This is a genomic window from Chryseobacterium sp. GQ58 (genome assembly GCF_059758895.1).
On the sequence record NZ_JCAXEH010000007.1, the window covers coordinates 37,619 to 53,216 of the forward strand.

The window sequence follows — 15,598 nt, forward strand, 5'->3', positions numbered from 1 at the left end:
AAAAATTTGATTCCAGAAAATTCTGTAAAAATTAATAAAGATAAAAACACGATCAAAGAAAGGTTTTCGCCTCCAAAAGGTTATCGTTGGATTGATGAAAAACATGGATCTTTCGGATATTTTATTGAAAATTTTAAGCTTAAACCTTACGGAAGTAAGATTCTAAAATACGACGGAACTCCGATTGCGACACAAAATCTTCATGAAGCAGTTTTTGATATTGACACAGGAAATAAAGATCTTCAGCAATGTGCCGATGCGGTCATTCGATTGAGAGCAGAATATTTATTTAAGAATAAGCGATTTGATGAAATAAAATTTCATTTTACAAGTGGTGATCTTGTTTCTTGGAATGATTATAAAAACGGAATAAGAACTTTTGTAGATGGAAATTCTATAAGATTTAGAAAAACTGCTGAGTTGGATGATTCGTATCAGAATTTTCGAAATTATTTGGACTTAATATTCAATTATGCAGGAACCATTTCATTAAATAAAGAAACAAAACCGGTCGCCAAAAATTCAGATTTAAAAACGGGTAATATTTTGATAACGCCGGGAAGTCCGGGACATATTGTTTTTATTTCCGGTGTTTGCGCGAATAATAAAGGGCAAAAGTTATTTTTATTAAGTGAAGGTTTTACGCCCGCTCAGTCGATTCATTTGCTTTCCAATCCGTTTGATAAAAATATTTCACCTTGGTATAATCTGCATATTGACGATTCTGAAACTCAAACTGCGAGGTATATTTTTAAGCAGACAAATTTTAGGCATTTTTAATAATGTATATTCAAAACTCTTATAAAGTTACTGCCGTTATCTGAACTTGTTTTTGTAAATTTGTGTCTGAAATTTTTTACTAGATGAAAGAAAGTGCTGTAAAAAAAATTGCAGTTCTTACCTCGGGAGGAGATTCTCCGGGGATGAATGCAGCCTTAAGAGCGGTGGTGAGAACTGCCAACTATTATGATATCGAATGCTACGGAGTGAGAGAAGGCTACAATGGCCTTATTCATGATGATTTCCTGAAAATGGGACCTCGTTCCGTAAAAAATATAATCAATCAGGGTGGAACTATCCTAAAATCTGCCCGTTCCAAAGAATTTATGACCAAAGAAGGCCGTCAAAAGGCTTATGACAATTGCGTTAAACACGGGATTGAAGCTTTAGTCTGTATTGGAGGTGACGGAACTTTCACAGGAGCCAAGATCTTTTACGAAGAATTTGGAATAAAAGTGATCGGCGTACCCGGAACTATTGATAATGATATTTTTGGTACAGACAATACAATTGGCTACGATACAGCTTTGAATACTGCGATGGATGCCATTGATAAAATCCGTGATACCGCAACGTCTCACAACAGAGTTTTCTTTGTTGAGGTGATGGGGCGTGATGCGGGCTTTATTGCGTTAAACAGCGGTTTGGCAACCGGAGCTTTAGATATTTTGATTCCTGAAAAGAAAGACAGTATGGATGAGTTGTTTGCAACGTTCAGAAATGCAGAAAAAACAGGAAAAGCTTCAAGCATCGTTGTTGTAGCGGAAGGCGAAAAGCTGGCAAATATTTATGAACTGGCTGATCAGACAAAAAAAGAGTTTCCGGATTATGATATCCGCGTGGCTATTTTAGGACATATCCAAAGAGGCGGATCGCCAAGCTGTGCCGACAGAGTTCTGGCGAGCAGGCTGGGTTATAGCTCTGTAGTTGGATTAATGGAAGGAAAAACCAATGTAATGGCAGGAATGCGTTCAAACGATATTGTCTTTACGCCAATAGAAGAAGCCATTAAAAAACATAACGAAATCAACAGAGATCTTTTGCTGATTTCAGAAATTTTAGCAATCTAATTTTTTATATAATTAAAAAACAACAAAATTATGTCAACAATTAAAGTAGGTATTAACGGTTTTGGTAGAATCGGTCGTCTGGTATTCAGAGCAATGACTGAAAGAGACAATATCGAAGTAGTTGGAATCAACGACCTTATCAATGCAGAATACATGGCTTACATGTTAAAATATGATTCTGTACACGGAATTTTCCCAGGTGAAGTTTCTGTTGAAGGTAACGATCTTGTGGTAAACGGAAAGAAAATCAGAGTAACTGCCGAAAGAGACCCGAATAACCTAAAGTGGAATGAAGTAGGTGCCGAATACATCGTAGAATCTACAGGACTTTTCTTATCTAAAGATACAGCTCAGGCTCACATCAACGCAGGTGCAAAAAAAGTAATCCTTTCCGCTCCTTCCAAAGATGATACTCCAATGTTTGTGATGGGGGTAAACCACAAAGAACTTACTGACGATATCAAAATCTTGTCAAACGCATCTTGTACGACAAACTGTTTGGCGCCTTTAGCTAAAGTAATTCACGATAACTTCGGAATTGTTGAAGGTTTAATGACAACTGTACACGCTACAACAGCAACTCAAAAAACTGTTGACGGTCCTTCAATGAAAGACTGGAGAGGCGGTAGAGCTGCTTTAAATAATATTATTCCTTCTTCTACAGGAGCTGCAAAAGCGGTAGGAAAAGTAATCCCTTCATTGAATGGAAAATTAACAGGTATGTCTTTCAGAGTACCAACTGTTGACGTTTCTGTAGTAGATTTAACAGTAAGAATTGAAAAATCTGCTTCTTATGAAGAAATCTGTTCAGTAATCAAAGCTGCTTCTGAAGGTGAATTGAAAGGTATTTTAGGATACACTGAAGATGCTGTAGTTTCTCAGGATTTCGTAGGAGATAAGAGAACGTCGATATTCGATAAAGACGCGGGTATCATGCTTTCTCCAAATTTTGTAAAGCTTGTTTCTTGGTATGATAACGAAATGGGTTACTCAAACAAATTGGTTGATATGTTGATTCATTCTGCTTCTTTATAATTGGTAATAAATAATTAGCATAAATAAAAAAAGCCTTCCAATTTTGGAAGGTTTTTTTGTAAAGAGATTTTATGGATTTCCCACAGATCCGCCGGTATTATTTCCTTGACTGCTAAAGGCGATGTTAATTCCTATTCCAAGCCAGCCTTTCCCATTGTATTTCCAGTTATAATTATTCTGATCATTTTTGCTGATATTATCAAAACCATATGTAAGTCCAACATTAATTGTGTTTGTAACATGAATTAAAACACCTGTATTGATTGTGAACGCGCTTACATTTGTAGCTGAAGTTGTACTGCTATTAGATTCATCCAACTGTATGCTTGCCAATCCAAATCCGAAAATTGGTTCTAAAGCAAAGCCATTTTCTACCTCTCTATTCCATCTTGTTTTTGCACCAATGTTAGCACCTAGATTAACATTAGCATCGAAATTAAAATCACCAAACCGTAATTTAAAAGGAACAGTATAAACTCCTACTCGCCAATCAACTCTATTATACAATGGTTTTGTACTCAATCTAAAATTATCTAAAGGTAAAGAATACACAACTTTTTTTCCACCTATAACTTTGGAAGAATTATTTGAAAGTTCACCCATTAGATTTTTTAAACCTTCGTCGTTTTGATGATTTGAAAATATTTCTTCTAATTTTCTGAGATAGTTACTTTTTAGATTTTCGCTTTGAGATTGATTATTTATCTTTTCTTGTAGATTTGTATTTTCAGCAAAATCTCCAAAGATAAAATTAACAATGTCATCCGTTATTGATATTACCTTTACCCTAAATCTTGATCCTTCAATTTCTGATTGAATTTCTGAAAGTGTAGCCTTTTGATTCAAATTAGTTTCACTCTTAAAAGCATTTAAGTTCTCTTTTGAAGGGTAGTTGAAATAATAATTACCATCTATCGTAATATTACTTTCCTGTCCGAAAGTTATTCCTGCACATACAAGCAGCAATAACAACAAAATTCTTGTTCTCATGATTAATTTTTTTATTGATTAGTTTTTGGTTTACAGTGAAACATCAACTATCAAAATAGCTGAGTTTTCATTTGTTATTAGTTTGTACAAATATCACAATTTATCAACATATAAACTATATTTTTATAATATTTTTAAAGATTTGTTAATATTGTTTGAAATATTTAAGGTTTAATGGCTGCTATATGCTACCTGAAAATTAAAAGCATTAAGATTAACATAAAATTGCTGTAACGTTTTTAAAGTTGCAACAAATATGTAAAAAGCAAAACCTTCCGCATTTGGAAGGTTGTATGTTTTACGATAAAATTTGGTTTAAATTTCTTTTGATGCGCCATTAACTCCGGCATTGTTGATATTAATGGTTGTTGGTGTTACTAAAGGAATATTATCTTCATCAAGACGCTTTTTTATTTTTGTTAAAGCTTCACTTTTGATTGTCAGCATATTGGCGCCTATCTGAATCCAGAATTTTGCCTGAAGAGTAAAAACACCTTGATTCAGATTGGTAAATATTACTTCGGCAGTTTCTATTTTGTCAATACCTTCTATACCTGTAATGACCTCTAAAATTCCTTTTTGGGCTTTGTTTGCATCTTCACCAGCAGGAATTTCAAAATCTAAAATAATTTTTCGCTGAGGCGATGCAGTGATATTTGAAAATGGTGCACTAAAAATTACCTGATTTGGGATATACACTTTTTTTCCGTCGTCACTTATTATTTTTGTTGTCAAAAAACCAATTTCAATTACTGTTCCCGAGTTTCCTCCGATGATCACATAATCTCCAACTTTAAAAGCTTTGTCGATACCGATTAACATTCCTGAAAAAATACTTGATACAAGATCTTTCAGAGCAACACCGGCAATAACCCCTGCAACTCCCAAACTGCCGATAAATTTCCAAAGAAAACTACTGAATCCCATGATTTCCAAGGCGATAAAAGTACCCATCAAAATAATGATAAATCTGAAAATGCCAATTAATGTAAGTATGGAACCTTCTTTTTTACTTTTAGGAAATACTTTGTGGAGGATTTTTACGGCGATTTTACTGAAATACTTACTCGTCATCAGGAAGAATGAGAAAACTATAATTCCTACAACCAGCTTCGGAGTAAGTGCGGCAAATTTGATATACCAATTTTCGAGGACTCTGTATACAACATCAATATAACTTAAGCCGTTATTCTCCATGGAATTTAATTTAAATTTAAAATTTATTTTTAAGCAAATATTTTGCCAGTTACAAAAAGTCTATTAAATTTGTAGACTAATAAAAGCAAAATATTATGTCAATTAAACTAGGAGACACCGCACCCAATTTTCAGGCAGATTCTTCCGCCGGAACTATTGATTTTTATGAATATCTGGGAAATTCCTGGGGGATTTTATTTTCACATCCGGCAGATTATACTCCGGTTTGTACAACTGAGCTCGGATATACATCAAAATTACAATCAGAATTTGAGAAAAAAAATACAAAAGTAATCGCTCTGAGTGTAGATGGAGTGGAAGATCACAAAAGCTGGATTAAAGACATCAATGAAACTCAAAATACCGATGTGCAGTTTCCAATCATTGCAGACAAAGACAGAAAAGTTTCAGAATTGTATGATTTTATTCATCCAAATGCTTCTGCAACGGCTACGGTACGTTCGTTATTAATTATAGATCCCGAAAAAAAAGTAAGGTTAATTATTACTTATCCCGCTTCAACAGGAAGAAATTTTAATGAAATCTTAAGGGTTTTGGATTCATTGCAATTAGTTGATTCCCACAAAATAGCAACTCCTGTCAATTGGAATGATGGTGATGATGTTATTGTTCCGCCGTCAATTTCTACAGATGATGCAAAAGCTATTTTTCCAAAAGGTATTACGGAAATAAAGCCTTATTTGCGATACACGCCGCAACCCAATAAATAAGCTTTGATTTTTTTATTTATTATATATAGTTTAGTTTTAATTTGAAGAAAGCGGCCCAGAAATTTCCGGGCCGCTTTTTGTATTATTTTAAATAGAAATTATTTCAAATCGTTTGCTACTTGTTTAGCTTTTGAAGTTGGAATAAAAATACTGAAACCTACATTAAAAGTAATATTTGATGTAAGACCTTCATTACCAAATCCTGTCACTCCGACATATTTTACCAAGCCTTCAAGTCCGATATTTGGTGTGATGAAGTATGAATATCCAGGTCCTACTCCGAAATCTAATCCGGTTGTAGATGTTCCTCCTTTTGTAGATTGTCCTCCTATACCTAGATTTCCTTCAAAAAACCAACGACCGTGATTTAATAAGTTGTCAACTCCTTGTTCATTTGGAGATAAATAATAACGTCCTAATCCTCCTACAGCATAAGTAAACTGGGTTCCTGAATCTTTACTTACTTTTTCAGAGCCTAATGTTACGTATCCACCTACTGCCAGATTATCTTTAACAAAGTAAGCAGCTTTGGGCTGTATTGCAAAGTTGTAACCTGCATCTGTATTTAAACCAAATCTGCTAGATATTAGGCTACTACCAACCATCCAGTTACCTTCTTGAATTTGAGCATTTGCTGTACCGGACATACCAACCACGGCTAATATTCCTGTTAAAATTAGCTTTTTCATAAATTTATAATTTTAATAATTAATGTTCATTATTTGATAACGTTATTAATCCAATAAATGTGCCACAATTCATTGCTAAGCCTCTTTTATTGAATTTTAGAAGAATTGTGGAAAAATCAATAATAAACAAATTAAGCTTAAAATTTTAACTATTTTGCAATTAAATCAATAATAAAATTATTGCAGCGATAAGTCCTGCTGCGGCAAATTTGATTCCTTTTTTGAAAGCTTTTGTTTTAGGATTAAACATCCAGAATCCTGACAGAACGAAAAAGAAAAGACAGAGACCAAAAAAAGCATTAAGAGGCGAAAGTGTATCTTCAGACTTGGCTTTGTGAAGTTTTGTCATTTTATCCAAAACAATCGGAAGTTCCATTTTAGCATATTTCGCCTGTCCGGTTGATATGTTGTAAGTTCCTTCTTTGAAATGAATAATGCTGTTTTCTGTACTTTTTACCTTTAAGTTTTTTATTTTCAACTCTTTTTCGAGTTCTTTTTCCGAAAGATTTTTTGCAATTATTTTGTCATACAGTTTTTCCTTTTTTAGAAAATTGGTGTCTCTGTAAATCAACAACATGCCGCTCAGCGCATATATGATCATTATTCCTGCCGTGAAATATCCCAAATACCTGTGCGTGATTCTCATAAAACTTCTTGTATCCTTTATTTTATCCATAAGTTTTGCTTTTTTTAATTTTAAAAGTGGAACTGCAAAAATGCAATTCCACTTTAAATAAAGAAAATAGTATTGTTATTAATTTTTAAAGTTTGTATATAAGCGTGAAATAATAATTTCTTGGCGTTATAGGGTTTACAGAATAATTTTCGTGAACAGTATAATTTACAACGTCAAACATGTTGCCCACTTTCCCCTGAATTGTGAATTTTTTCCATTCGTATCCAAGTGATAAAGATACGGTTGTGTAATCTTTCAGTCCAAATGTTCTGCTTACTCCATTTCTTTCAACAAGACTATTTGCTCCTGTTTTTGTATCATTCCATCCGGCTAATCTTCCGCCAATATAATACGCGCTTGCACCTATCTTCAGACCTTTTGCTATTCTTTGGAATGTGTAAAATACTGAAGCGTTTGCCGTAGTTGAAGGAGTACGAACCAGTCTTTGTTTTTCAACATATCCGAAAACTTCCGGCGTCTCCAAGTAAACTGCATTGTTGTAAGAAACACCACCAATAATAGAAAGACCTTCCGTTGGATTTCCTGTAATATCTAGCTCCACACCACGGCTTCTCATCTTGCCTGCAAACTCTTTGATGAAAGAGTCTGAGTTTGAATCTCCGTTTGCTAAAAACTGCGCAGTCTGGTAATAATTATTGTAAACAATCTGGTAAGCCGTTAAATTAACAGCCAAAGCATTATTCCATATGTTCTTTTTTACACCAACTTCGTATTGGTCGATAGTTGTGGGTGATAAAGTCTGGGTATAAATATCTTTACCAATATTCTGTACAAATGAATTGGTATATGTAGCAAATACAGAAAGATTATCATTTGGCATGTAAACCAAGCCTGCTTTTGGTGAAAAAGCTCTGTCTACAGCTGCCGTATTTATTTTGTCCTTATCTATATTGTCTTTAGTAAATTCATTTTCAACATTTGGCATTATTTGCAGATAAGACCATCTTAATCCTGCAATAACTTTAAGCTGCTTTGTAAGACTTATATAATCCTGAACGTACAATCCAAAACGTTGTGAAGGAATTCTTGTTCTTGTTTTTAATGAAGCATCAGGAATTTCGCCACTTGTCCAGCTAGAAGGATTATCCATATAAATTATTCCGTTTGAACTTCCGTTGGTGCCATATTTTGTAGGATTTGTATAGGTGTAATTATTCAGAACACCATAGTCACCATCGCTTCCTATCAATACTTTATGATTGATTTTTCCGGTATTAAATTCTCCATTCACATTCAATTGAAGAGATGTATAATTCTGCTCATTAAATGTTTTATGTAAAGGACGTTCCCATTTCAAACGTTGATCTGCATCATAAGACCATTGTATTCTTTCTGTAGAAAAATAATCTTTTGTATAATATTGATAAGAGCCTACGGCATTGAAGGTCCATTTGTCGGAAAGCTGATGATTAAAAGTGATATTGGTAGACATTTGCTGTACATTCTGATATTGCCAGTCTGCGCCCAAAAATGTATTTCTTGGAAGCCTATCGTTTAGTACAAAATCTTTTGAAGGGTTTGTAATGGTGCCAATCCCGAAATCCGGAGTGAAATTATTTTTCAGGTAATCTGCTTCTACAATCAATTGAGATTTGGTTCCAAGATTGAATAAAAAAGAAGGATTAAAATAATACTTCTCAGATTGTACAACATCTCTGAAACTTTCTGCATATTCATAAGCGCCATTTACTCTGAAAGCTGTATTTTTTGACAATGGCCCGTACAGATCAACCATTGGTTTGTAAGAATTCCAGCTGCCGGCATTGAGGCCGATGCTTCCTCCAAAATCGAATTTTGGCTTTTTGGTGATCAAGTTGATGATACCTCCTGCTGCTGTATTTCCGTAAATCATAGCATTGGCACCTTTCAAAACTTCCACTCTTTCCAATCCGCTTACTTCAGGGAAAACTCCGCTGTTTATTCTAGCTCCGTTCTTAAAAATATTATCGTTTCCTAAAATAAAGCCACGTCCGCCAAAACTATCCTGAGAATTTCCTCTTGATGAAGTAATGTACATTCCGTTTACATTCTGTAAAACATCACCAAGCTGTTTTGCCTGCTGCTGCTCAATAATCTCATGCGTGACAATAGATAATGCTTGTGGATTTTCCATTACCGTAAGATTCGACTTTGTAGACAAAGGTTTTGCTTTGTTTGGGTTTCCTTTTTTGTGAAGATTCACGTCTTCAATGGTTTGAATTCTGATTGTGTCACTTTCAGAATTGTTTTTCATTTGTGCATTTAACGTTGTTGCAAAGGCAAGTAAGCCAACAAAAATAATTTTTCTTTTCATTTTATTTGGAATAGGTTAAAATAATTCAGCAAAAGTAAGTGTAAAAATAATGTTATTTAGAATTAATAAAAATAAAACGAATGATTTTTATCATGTTTTTAAGTAGTCCTTAAATCTTTATAAATATATTTGTTGAAAAAATAAAACTATGCAATTGGTAAAAGTTGGCCTTTGCGCCTTTGGAATGAGCGGGAAAATCTTTCATGCTCCGTTTTTAAAAGAGCATCCCGGTTTTTTTATGTCCGCAATTGTAGAACGAACAAAGGAAGATTCGAAAGCAGATTATCCTGATGCTGTCATTTACCGTTCGGTAGAAGAAATGCTTGAGAATGCTGATATTGAAGTTGTTGTTGTGAATACGCCTGTTCAGACTCATTTTGAATATTGTAAAATGGCTCTCGAAGCAGGAAAAAATGTAATTGTAGAAAAGCCTTTCACCGTCAATGTAAACGAAGCAGAAGAATTGGTAAGATTAGCAGAGGTCAAAAATCTTTTTTTAAGTGTTTATCAAAACAGAAGATTTGACCGTGACTATCTTCAGGTGCAAAAAGTAATTTCTGAAGGAAAATTAGGAACAATCAAAGAGGTTGAAATCCGTTTTGACAGATTCAGAACCGAACCAAGTGCAAAAGAACATAAAGAAAATCCTGAATTAAACGGCTCTGGCTCTGTTCATGATCTGGGCTCGCATCTTGTGGATCAGGCAACACAGCTTTTCGGCTTTCCTGAAAAACTTTTTGCAGACGTGTTTTCGATGAAAGGAGAAGAATTTGCCAATGATTATTTTGAAATTTTATTGTATTATAAAGATGATTTAAGGGTGAGATTAAAATCTTCAGTTTTTACCAAAGAAGATCATTTTGCTTATAAAATTCATGGACATAAAGGAAGCTTTTTGCAGGAAAGAACCGACAATCAGGAAAACGAATTGTCAGCCGGAATAATCCCAACGTATGGAAAAGACTGGATGCAGCCTTTAAAAGAATCTGACGGAATTCTCAATTATTTAAATGAAAATTCAGAATCAAAAAAGATTTTAACCTCAAGCCAACCCGGAAATTACATGAATTATTATCAGCAAATCTACGAACATATTGTTTTCGGATACGCTTTGCCATCGCTGGGAAATGAAGTAATTCAAAATATGAAAATCATTGAAGCAGCTTTGGAGAGTTCTAAAAAAGGAAAAATTTTAGACTTAAATTAAAGAAATTATGAAAAAAAGAAGTTCAAGTTTTACAGTGATCGGTCTTTTGTTTGTCGTGATTGGCATAACGTTGGTCGACGATAATAGATTTCTGAGATATGGTTTCCTTTTATTAGGAATGGCGTTTCTTTCTTACAGTATTTTTACAATGGTTAAGAAAAGATAATCTTCAATATAAAAAAGAGCTGCTCAATTTCTGAACAGCTCTTCATATTTTAATTTATCTTAATCCTGAAGCTCAAGCCACCTCATTTCATGGTTTTCGAGTTTTTCAGAAAGATTTTCCAGTTCTGCAGAAAGTTTTGCAATTTTCTCGTAATCAGTTTCATTATTTAGCTGTTCTAAAATTGCTGCTCTTTTTGCTTCAAATTCAGGAATTTCTTTTTCAATCGTTTCCAGCTCGCGTTGTTCTTTAAAAGACAATTTCTTTTTCGGAGCTTGAATCTTTGGAGTCTCTACAACAACCGGTTTTTCAATGACTTTCTCAACGACGGTTTTTGCTTTTTTATCTTCATTCTTTTGGTTTCCGTCTTCCAATTTTTTATTTTCTCTGTATTCTGAGAAGTTTCCAATAAAATCTTTTATTTTTCCTTCGCCTTCAAACGCTAAAATATGGTCAACAATTCTGTCCATAAAATATCTGTCGTGAGAAACGATAATCAAACTTCCCTGGAAATTTAAAAGGAAATTTTCCAAAACCGTCAAAGTCGGAAGGTCAAGATCATTCGTAGGCTCATCAAAAATCAAAAAGTTTGGATTTTGATATAAAATGTACATCAAATGCAATCTTCTTTTTTCACCTCCTGAAAGCTTTGAGATTGGTGAATACTGCGTTTGGTCATCAAATAAGAATAATCTCAAAAATTGCGATGCTGTAATCGTTCTTCCGTTTGCTAAAGGGAAATTTTCTGAAATATCTTTAATAAAATCAATTACTCTTTCTTCCTCTTTATACTTCAGACCTTTCTGAGAAAAATATCCGAATTTGATGGTTTCACCAGTTTCAATTTCCCCAGAATCTTTTGGCTCAAAACCCTGAATGATATTTAATAAAGTAGATTTTCCGGCTCCATTTTTTCCTACAATTCCTACTTTCTCACCACGTTGAAATGAATAACTGAAATCTTTCAGCAACAATTTATCCCCATAGCTTTTAGAAATATCTTTGAGTTCCAGAATTTTGTTACCCAATCTTTTCATTTCAAAATCAAGTTCCAAAGATTCTTTTCGGGTGTCGGTTTTGGCTACCTTTTCAGTTTCGTAAAAATCGTCTTGTCTGGATTTTGATTTTGTAGTTCTCGCTTTCGGCTGTCTTCGCATCCATTCCAATTCTTTTCTGTAAAGATTTTGTGCTTTGTCGATGGTTGAGTTCATATTATCCTCACGAATCATTTTATTCTCCAGATAAGTTGCGTAAGAACCATTGTGAAAATATAGATTCTGATCTTCCATTTCCCAGATAATTCCGCAGACTGCATCAAGGAAATATCGGTCGTGAGTTACCAAAAGAAGGGTGATTTTCGCTTTGTTTAAATAATTTTCAAGCCATTCTACCATTTCCACATCAAGGTGGTTGGTAGGCTCATCCATAATCAAAAGCGTGTGACGATGTTCTGCTCTGGTTTCCGTTAAAAGTTTTGCCAAGGCAACACGTTTGATCTGCCCACCGGAAAGCATTCCCATTTTTGCTTCAAGATCAGTGATTTTCAGCTGAGAAAGAATCTGTGTCATCTCGTTTTCAAGATCCCAAGCCTTATGGATTTCCATTTCAGCTAAAGCTTTTTCCATGAAATCAGGATCGTCTGAAAGGAGTGATTTGTGATAATTTTTTAATGCCTTGATTGGTGCAGAATCTAAAGTCATCATAAATTCCTCAATCGTCAAATCAGATTCAAAATCAATTTCCTGATCAAACAAAACCACCTGAATATCTTTATTAATGATTACAGAACCGCTGTCTGCGATTTCTTTCCCCATTAAAATTTTCAGCAAAGTAGATTTTCCGCTTCCGTTTTTGGCAACAATGGCAATTTTATCACCTTCATTGATATTGAAAGAGATGTTTTTAAAAAGAGTTTTTATTCCGTAAGATTTTGTAAGATTCTCAGCAGCAACGTAATTCATTAATAAGCAAATTTTTGTGGTGCAAAAGTACGAATTATTAAAGCTAACGATAAATATGTTTTCGTAAACTTTTTTGATGTAGATTTGATATCAACAACTAATATTAAAAACTATGATTCAAATTAATTTTCTGGCAATTGTATTTGCTGCTTTAGTTCCTTTGTTAATGGGATTTATTTGGTATAATCCAAAAGTTTTTGGAAAAGTATGGATGAAAGAATCCGGCTTGACGGAAGAAAAATTGAAAGGCGGCAACATGGCGGTTATCTTTATCATTTCAATTGTGCTGTCAATCATGATGGGAATGTTTTTGCAGTTTGTAACGATTCATCAATTCGGCGCATTAGGAATGATTGGCGGAGACACAAATCTGGCAAAACCATCATTTACAGCTTTCATGCGTGATTACGGAACGGCGTACCGTTCGTTTGGGCACGGCGCTTTGCATTCTTTCATGGCGGGTATATTTTTCGTGCTTCCACTTATCGCAATCAATGCGATGTTTGAAAGAAAATCATGGAAATATGTTTTAATAAATACTGCTTTCTGGACGATTACGATCACCATTATGGGCGGAATCATTTGCGGATGGTATGCAATCGACGGCTTCAATCTTGTGACGCCAAAATAATAATAATTAAATGATAAGGCTGCATTTAGTGGCCTTTTTTATGTCTTATACTTTTACAATTTATACCAGTTTTGCAGAGCTTCCCGAAAGTTGGAACGATGTAATCGGGCGGCATAATATTATGTTGTCTGTTGAATATTTTCAGGCTTTGGAATCTTCCGGGCCGCACAATATGTCTTGCTATTTTGCTGGTTTTTTTAAAAATGAAAAGCTTATCGGAGGTGCTTTGTTTCAGCATATAAATTTCGTACAGCATAATAGTTTTCAGAAGAATGAGCTTTTTTGTAATCTGAGAAATTTTATTGCAAAAAAGATCAGCAAAAATGTGATGATTTTGGGCAATAATATGCTGACCGGACAAAACGGTTTTCATTTTGATTTTTCACAAATTACCGTCGCGCAGATGACTTCTCTTTTGGATCAGGCTGTGCATGAAGTGCAAAGTAAAAAAAAACGTACGTCGCTCATTATTTATAAAGATTATCAGGAAGATTTTATAAAGCATTTTCAGGGAAGAGCTTACAAAAGCTTTTTCAGGTTTTCAGTTCAGCCCAACATGATTTTAAAATTGAAAGAAAACTGGATTACTTTTGAAGATTACCTGAATAATTTTTCCACAAAATACAGAACGAGAGCCAAATCTGCAAAGAAAAAAAGCCTTGGAATTCAAAAAAAAGAAATGAATCTCAACGATATAAAAAATCATCAGCAAGAAATGAATGTTTTGTATCAAAATGTTGCGGAAAATGCAAACTTCAATACATTTTTCCTCACCGAAAATCATTTTGAATATATGAAGCGAAATCTAAAGGAAAATTTCAGGGTTTTTGGTTATTATCTTAATGGAAATCTGATTGGCTTTTATACTTTGATCCTTAATAAAAAAGATGTTGATACCTATTTTCTCGGCTACAATAAAGATTTGCAGAAACAAAAACAAATCTATCTGAATATGCTTTTGGATATGGTTGAATTTGGAATTAATGAAAGATTCCAGCGCATTATTTTCAGTAGAACTGCTTTAGAAATAAAATCGACAATTGGCGCCGAGCCGGTGAAAATTTTTGGATTAATAAAACATAGACACAAATTTATCAATCAGTTTATCGGAAAAATATTTACTTCGATAAATCCCGAAATCAAATGGATTCAGCGGAAACCTTTCAAATAATAATTTAAGTTGGATCACAAACCTGTGATTTTTTTTATATTTAATTTAACGGAATCATCATTAAATTTAATAAGATATTATGAAGTTTTTTATTCTGAAATAATGATTTTTGTGTCAAACTTTTAATATGAAAAAACTCAATTTTTTAATCTTGTTATTTGTTGTAATTTTCATTCGGGCGCAGGTGATTTCCGGAACTGTTTTGTCAAAAGAAGACAATCAGCCGATTCCTTATGCTAAAATTGGTGTTGAAAATGAAAATATTGGTGTGATTTCCGACGAAAAAGGAAATTTTTCCATTGATCTTTCTAATATTAATATTTCCGGTAAGCTGAAAATCGAAGTTGCAGGATTCGAAAGCTATACGGAAACGGTAGAGAATTTCGTAAAAGCAAATCAACAAAAGATATTTTTAAAAGATAAATTTAGAAATATTCAGGAAGTAAAAATCACGCCTAAAAAGCTTGTTGATAAAAATTGGGGTGTTAATACGAAAACCAAAAGTGTTTTGTATTCGGTAAATCCGCAGCTCCGCAAAGACGATTTTCTTGGAGAAACCGCATTGGAATTTCACACAAAAAAGAAAGCGAAAATAAAAAATATCAATCTGAATATTGCAGAATTTACATCCGACAGACCGGTTTTGCTTCGTTACAGTATTTACAGCGTGAAAAATGGCTTGCCCGATAAAAATATTCTGGAAGAAGAGATCACCATTGAGTTGACTAAAGATCAGATAAAAGACGGAACTTTCACATTGGATGTCAATGATAAAAACATTTGGGTTCAGGGAAAATTTTTTGTTGGGATTCAGTTTCTGAAAGAGTTTGAAGGTAGGATTTTCATCAGCGCAGCTTTATTCAGAGCGGGTTTTATGAGGAAATTTTACGGTGACTGGCAAAAGCTCAGCATTGCAGCTCCGGCCATCAATATTGATGTAAAAGTTGATAAAAACGGTAAGAACGAAGATTGATTCTGAAAAA

15 protein-coding genes are annotated in these 15,598 nt (G+C 33.9%); 9 read left to right on the top strand and 6 right to left on the bottom strand.

Annotation, left to right across the window (positions count from 1 at the left end; translation table 11 throughout):
- The first annotated feature begins 6 nt into the window (after nucleotides 1–6).
- The 3 genes from AC6CHK_RS14730 to gap all read left to right on the top strand — a co-directional run bounded on the left by AC6CHK_RS14730 (nucleotide 7) and on the right by gap (nucleotide 2,885).
- Nucleotides 7–780: a DUF4846 domain-containing protein gene (locus AC6CHK_RS14730; protein WP_498097372.1), complete on the top strand. Its 774-nt coding sequence runs from the start codon at nucleotides 7–9 to the stop codon at nucleotides 778–780.
- 83 nt (nucleotides 781–863) lie between these two features.
- Complete coding sequence (pfkA, locus tag AC6CHK_RS14735; RefSeq protein WP_498097374.1) at nucleotides 864–1,850, top strand: 6-phosphofructokinase; 987 nt, start codon at nucleotides 864–866, stop codon at nucleotides 1,848–1,850.
- A 30-nt stretch (nucleotides 1,851–1,880) separates the two neighbouring features.
- On the top strand, nucleotides 1,881–2,885 hold the full coding sequence (gap, locus tag AC6CHK_RS14740) for a type I glyceraldehyde-3-phosphate dehydrogenase (protein WP_498097376.1): 1,005 nt from the start codon (nucleotides 1,881–1,883) through the stop codon (nucleotides 2,883–2,885).
- 69 nt (nucleotides 2,886–2,954) lie between these two features.
- Here gap and AC6CHK_RS14745 read toward each other — a convergent pair whose 3' ends face one another.
- Both AC6CHK_RS14745 and AC6CHK_RS14750 read right to left on the bottom strand, forming a co-directional pair.
- The gene (locus AC6CHK_RS14745) at nucleotides 2,955–3,875 is read right to left on the bottom strand and encodes a hypothetical protein (protein WP_498097378.1); all 921 of its coding nucleotides are present in this window, start codon (nucleotides 3,873–3,875) and stop codon (nucleotides 2,955–2,957) included.
- A gap of 315 nt (nucleotides 3,876–4,190) precedes the next feature.
- Entirely contained in the window at nucleotides 4,191–5,072 is an 882-nt protein-coding gene (locus AC6CHK_RS14750; RefSeq protein ID WP_498097380.1) for a mechanosensitive ion channel family protein, read from the bottom strand.
- Between the two features lie 95 nt (nucleotides 5,073–5,167).
- Here AC6CHK_RS14750 and AC6CHK_RS14755 point away from each other — a divergent pair, with 95 nt between their 5' ends.
- On the top strand, nucleotides 5,168–5,803 hold the full coding sequence (locus AC6CHK_RS14755) for a peroxiredoxin (protein WP_498097382.1): 636 nt from the start codon (nucleotides 5,168–5,170) through the stop codon (nucleotides 5,801–5,803).
- Nucleotides 5,804–5,901: 98 nt separating this feature from the next.
- Here the strand turns inward: AC6CHK_RS14755 and AC6CHK_RS14760 are convergent, their stop codons facing one another.
- From AC6CHK_RS14760 to AC6CHK_RS14770, 3 genes are all read right to left on the bottom strand, one after another.
- Nucleotides 5,902–6,492: a hypothetical protein gene (locus AC6CHK_RS14760; RefSeq protein WP_498097384.1), complete on the bottom strand. Its 591-nt coding sequence runs from the start codon at nucleotides 6,490–6,492 to the stop codon at nucleotides 5,902–5,904.
- 160 nt (nucleotides 6,493–6,652) lie between these two features.
- On the bottom strand, nucleotides 6,653–7,168 hold the full coding sequence (locus AC6CHK_RS14765; protein WP_498097386.1) for a hypothetical protein: 516 nt from the start codon (nucleotides 7,166–7,168) through the stop codon (nucleotides 6,653–6,655).
- 85 nt (nucleotides 7,169–7,253) lie between these two features.
- Complete coding sequence (locus tag AC6CHK_RS14770; RefSeq protein WP_498097388.1) at nucleotides 7,254–9,482, bottom strand: TonB-dependent siderophore receptor; 2,229 nt, start codon at nucleotides 9,480–9,482, stop codon at nucleotides 7,254–7,256.
- 148 nt (nucleotides 9,483–9,630) lie between these two features.
- Here AC6CHK_RS14770 and AC6CHK_RS14775 point away from each other — a divergent pair, with 148 nt between their 5' ends.
- Nucleotides 9,631–10,689: a Gfo/Idh/MocA family oxidoreductase gene (locus tag AC6CHK_RS14775; RefSeq protein WP_498097390.1), complete on the top strand. Its 1,059-nt coding sequence runs from the start codon at nucleotides 9,631–9,633 to the stop codon at nucleotides 10,687–10,689.
- 7 nt (nucleotides 10,690–10,696) lie between these two features.
- Complete coding sequence (locus AC6CHK_RS14780) at nucleotides 10,697–10,855, top strand: hypothetical protein (protein WP_498097392.1); 159 nt, start codon at nucleotides 10,697–10,699, stop codon at nucleotides 10,853–10,855.
- A gap of 59 nt (nucleotides 10,856–10,914) precedes the next feature.
- Here the strand turns inward: AC6CHK_RS14780 and AC6CHK_RS14785 are convergent, their stop codons facing one another.
- Nucleotides 10,915–12,813: an ABC-F family ATP-binding cassette domain-containing protein gene (locus AC6CHK_RS14785; protein WP_498097394.1), complete on the bottom strand. Its 1,899-nt coding sequence runs from the start codon at nucleotides 12,811–12,813 to the stop codon at nucleotides 10,915–10,917.
- A gap of 112 nt (nucleotides 12,814–12,925) precedes the next feature.
- On the opposite strand from AC6CHK_RS14785, the gene AC6CHK_RS14790 reads away from it, so the two are divergent.
- From AC6CHK_RS14790 to AC6CHK_RS14800, 3 genes are all read left to right on the top strand, one after another.
- Entirely contained in the window at nucleotides 12,926–13,444 is a 519-nt protein-coding gene (locus AC6CHK_RS14790; protein WP_498097396.1) for a DUF1761 domain-containing protein, read from the top strand.
- Between the two features lie 10 nt (nucleotides 13,445–13,454).
- A complete protein-coding gene (locus AC6CHK_RS14795) occupies nucleotides 13,455–14,615 on the top strand; it encodes an 8-amino-7-oxononanoate synthase (protein ID WP_498097398.1) in 1,161 nt (386 codons plus the stop codon).
- Between the two features lie 127 nt (nucleotides 14,616–14,742).
- On the top strand, nucleotides 14,743–15,588 hold the full coding sequence (locus AC6CHK_RS14800; protein WP_498097400.1) for a carboxypeptidase-like regulatory domain-containing protein: 846 nt from the start codon (nucleotides 14,743–14,745) through the stop codon (nucleotides 15,586–15,588).
- Nucleotides 15,589–15,598: the final 10 nt, after the last annotated feature.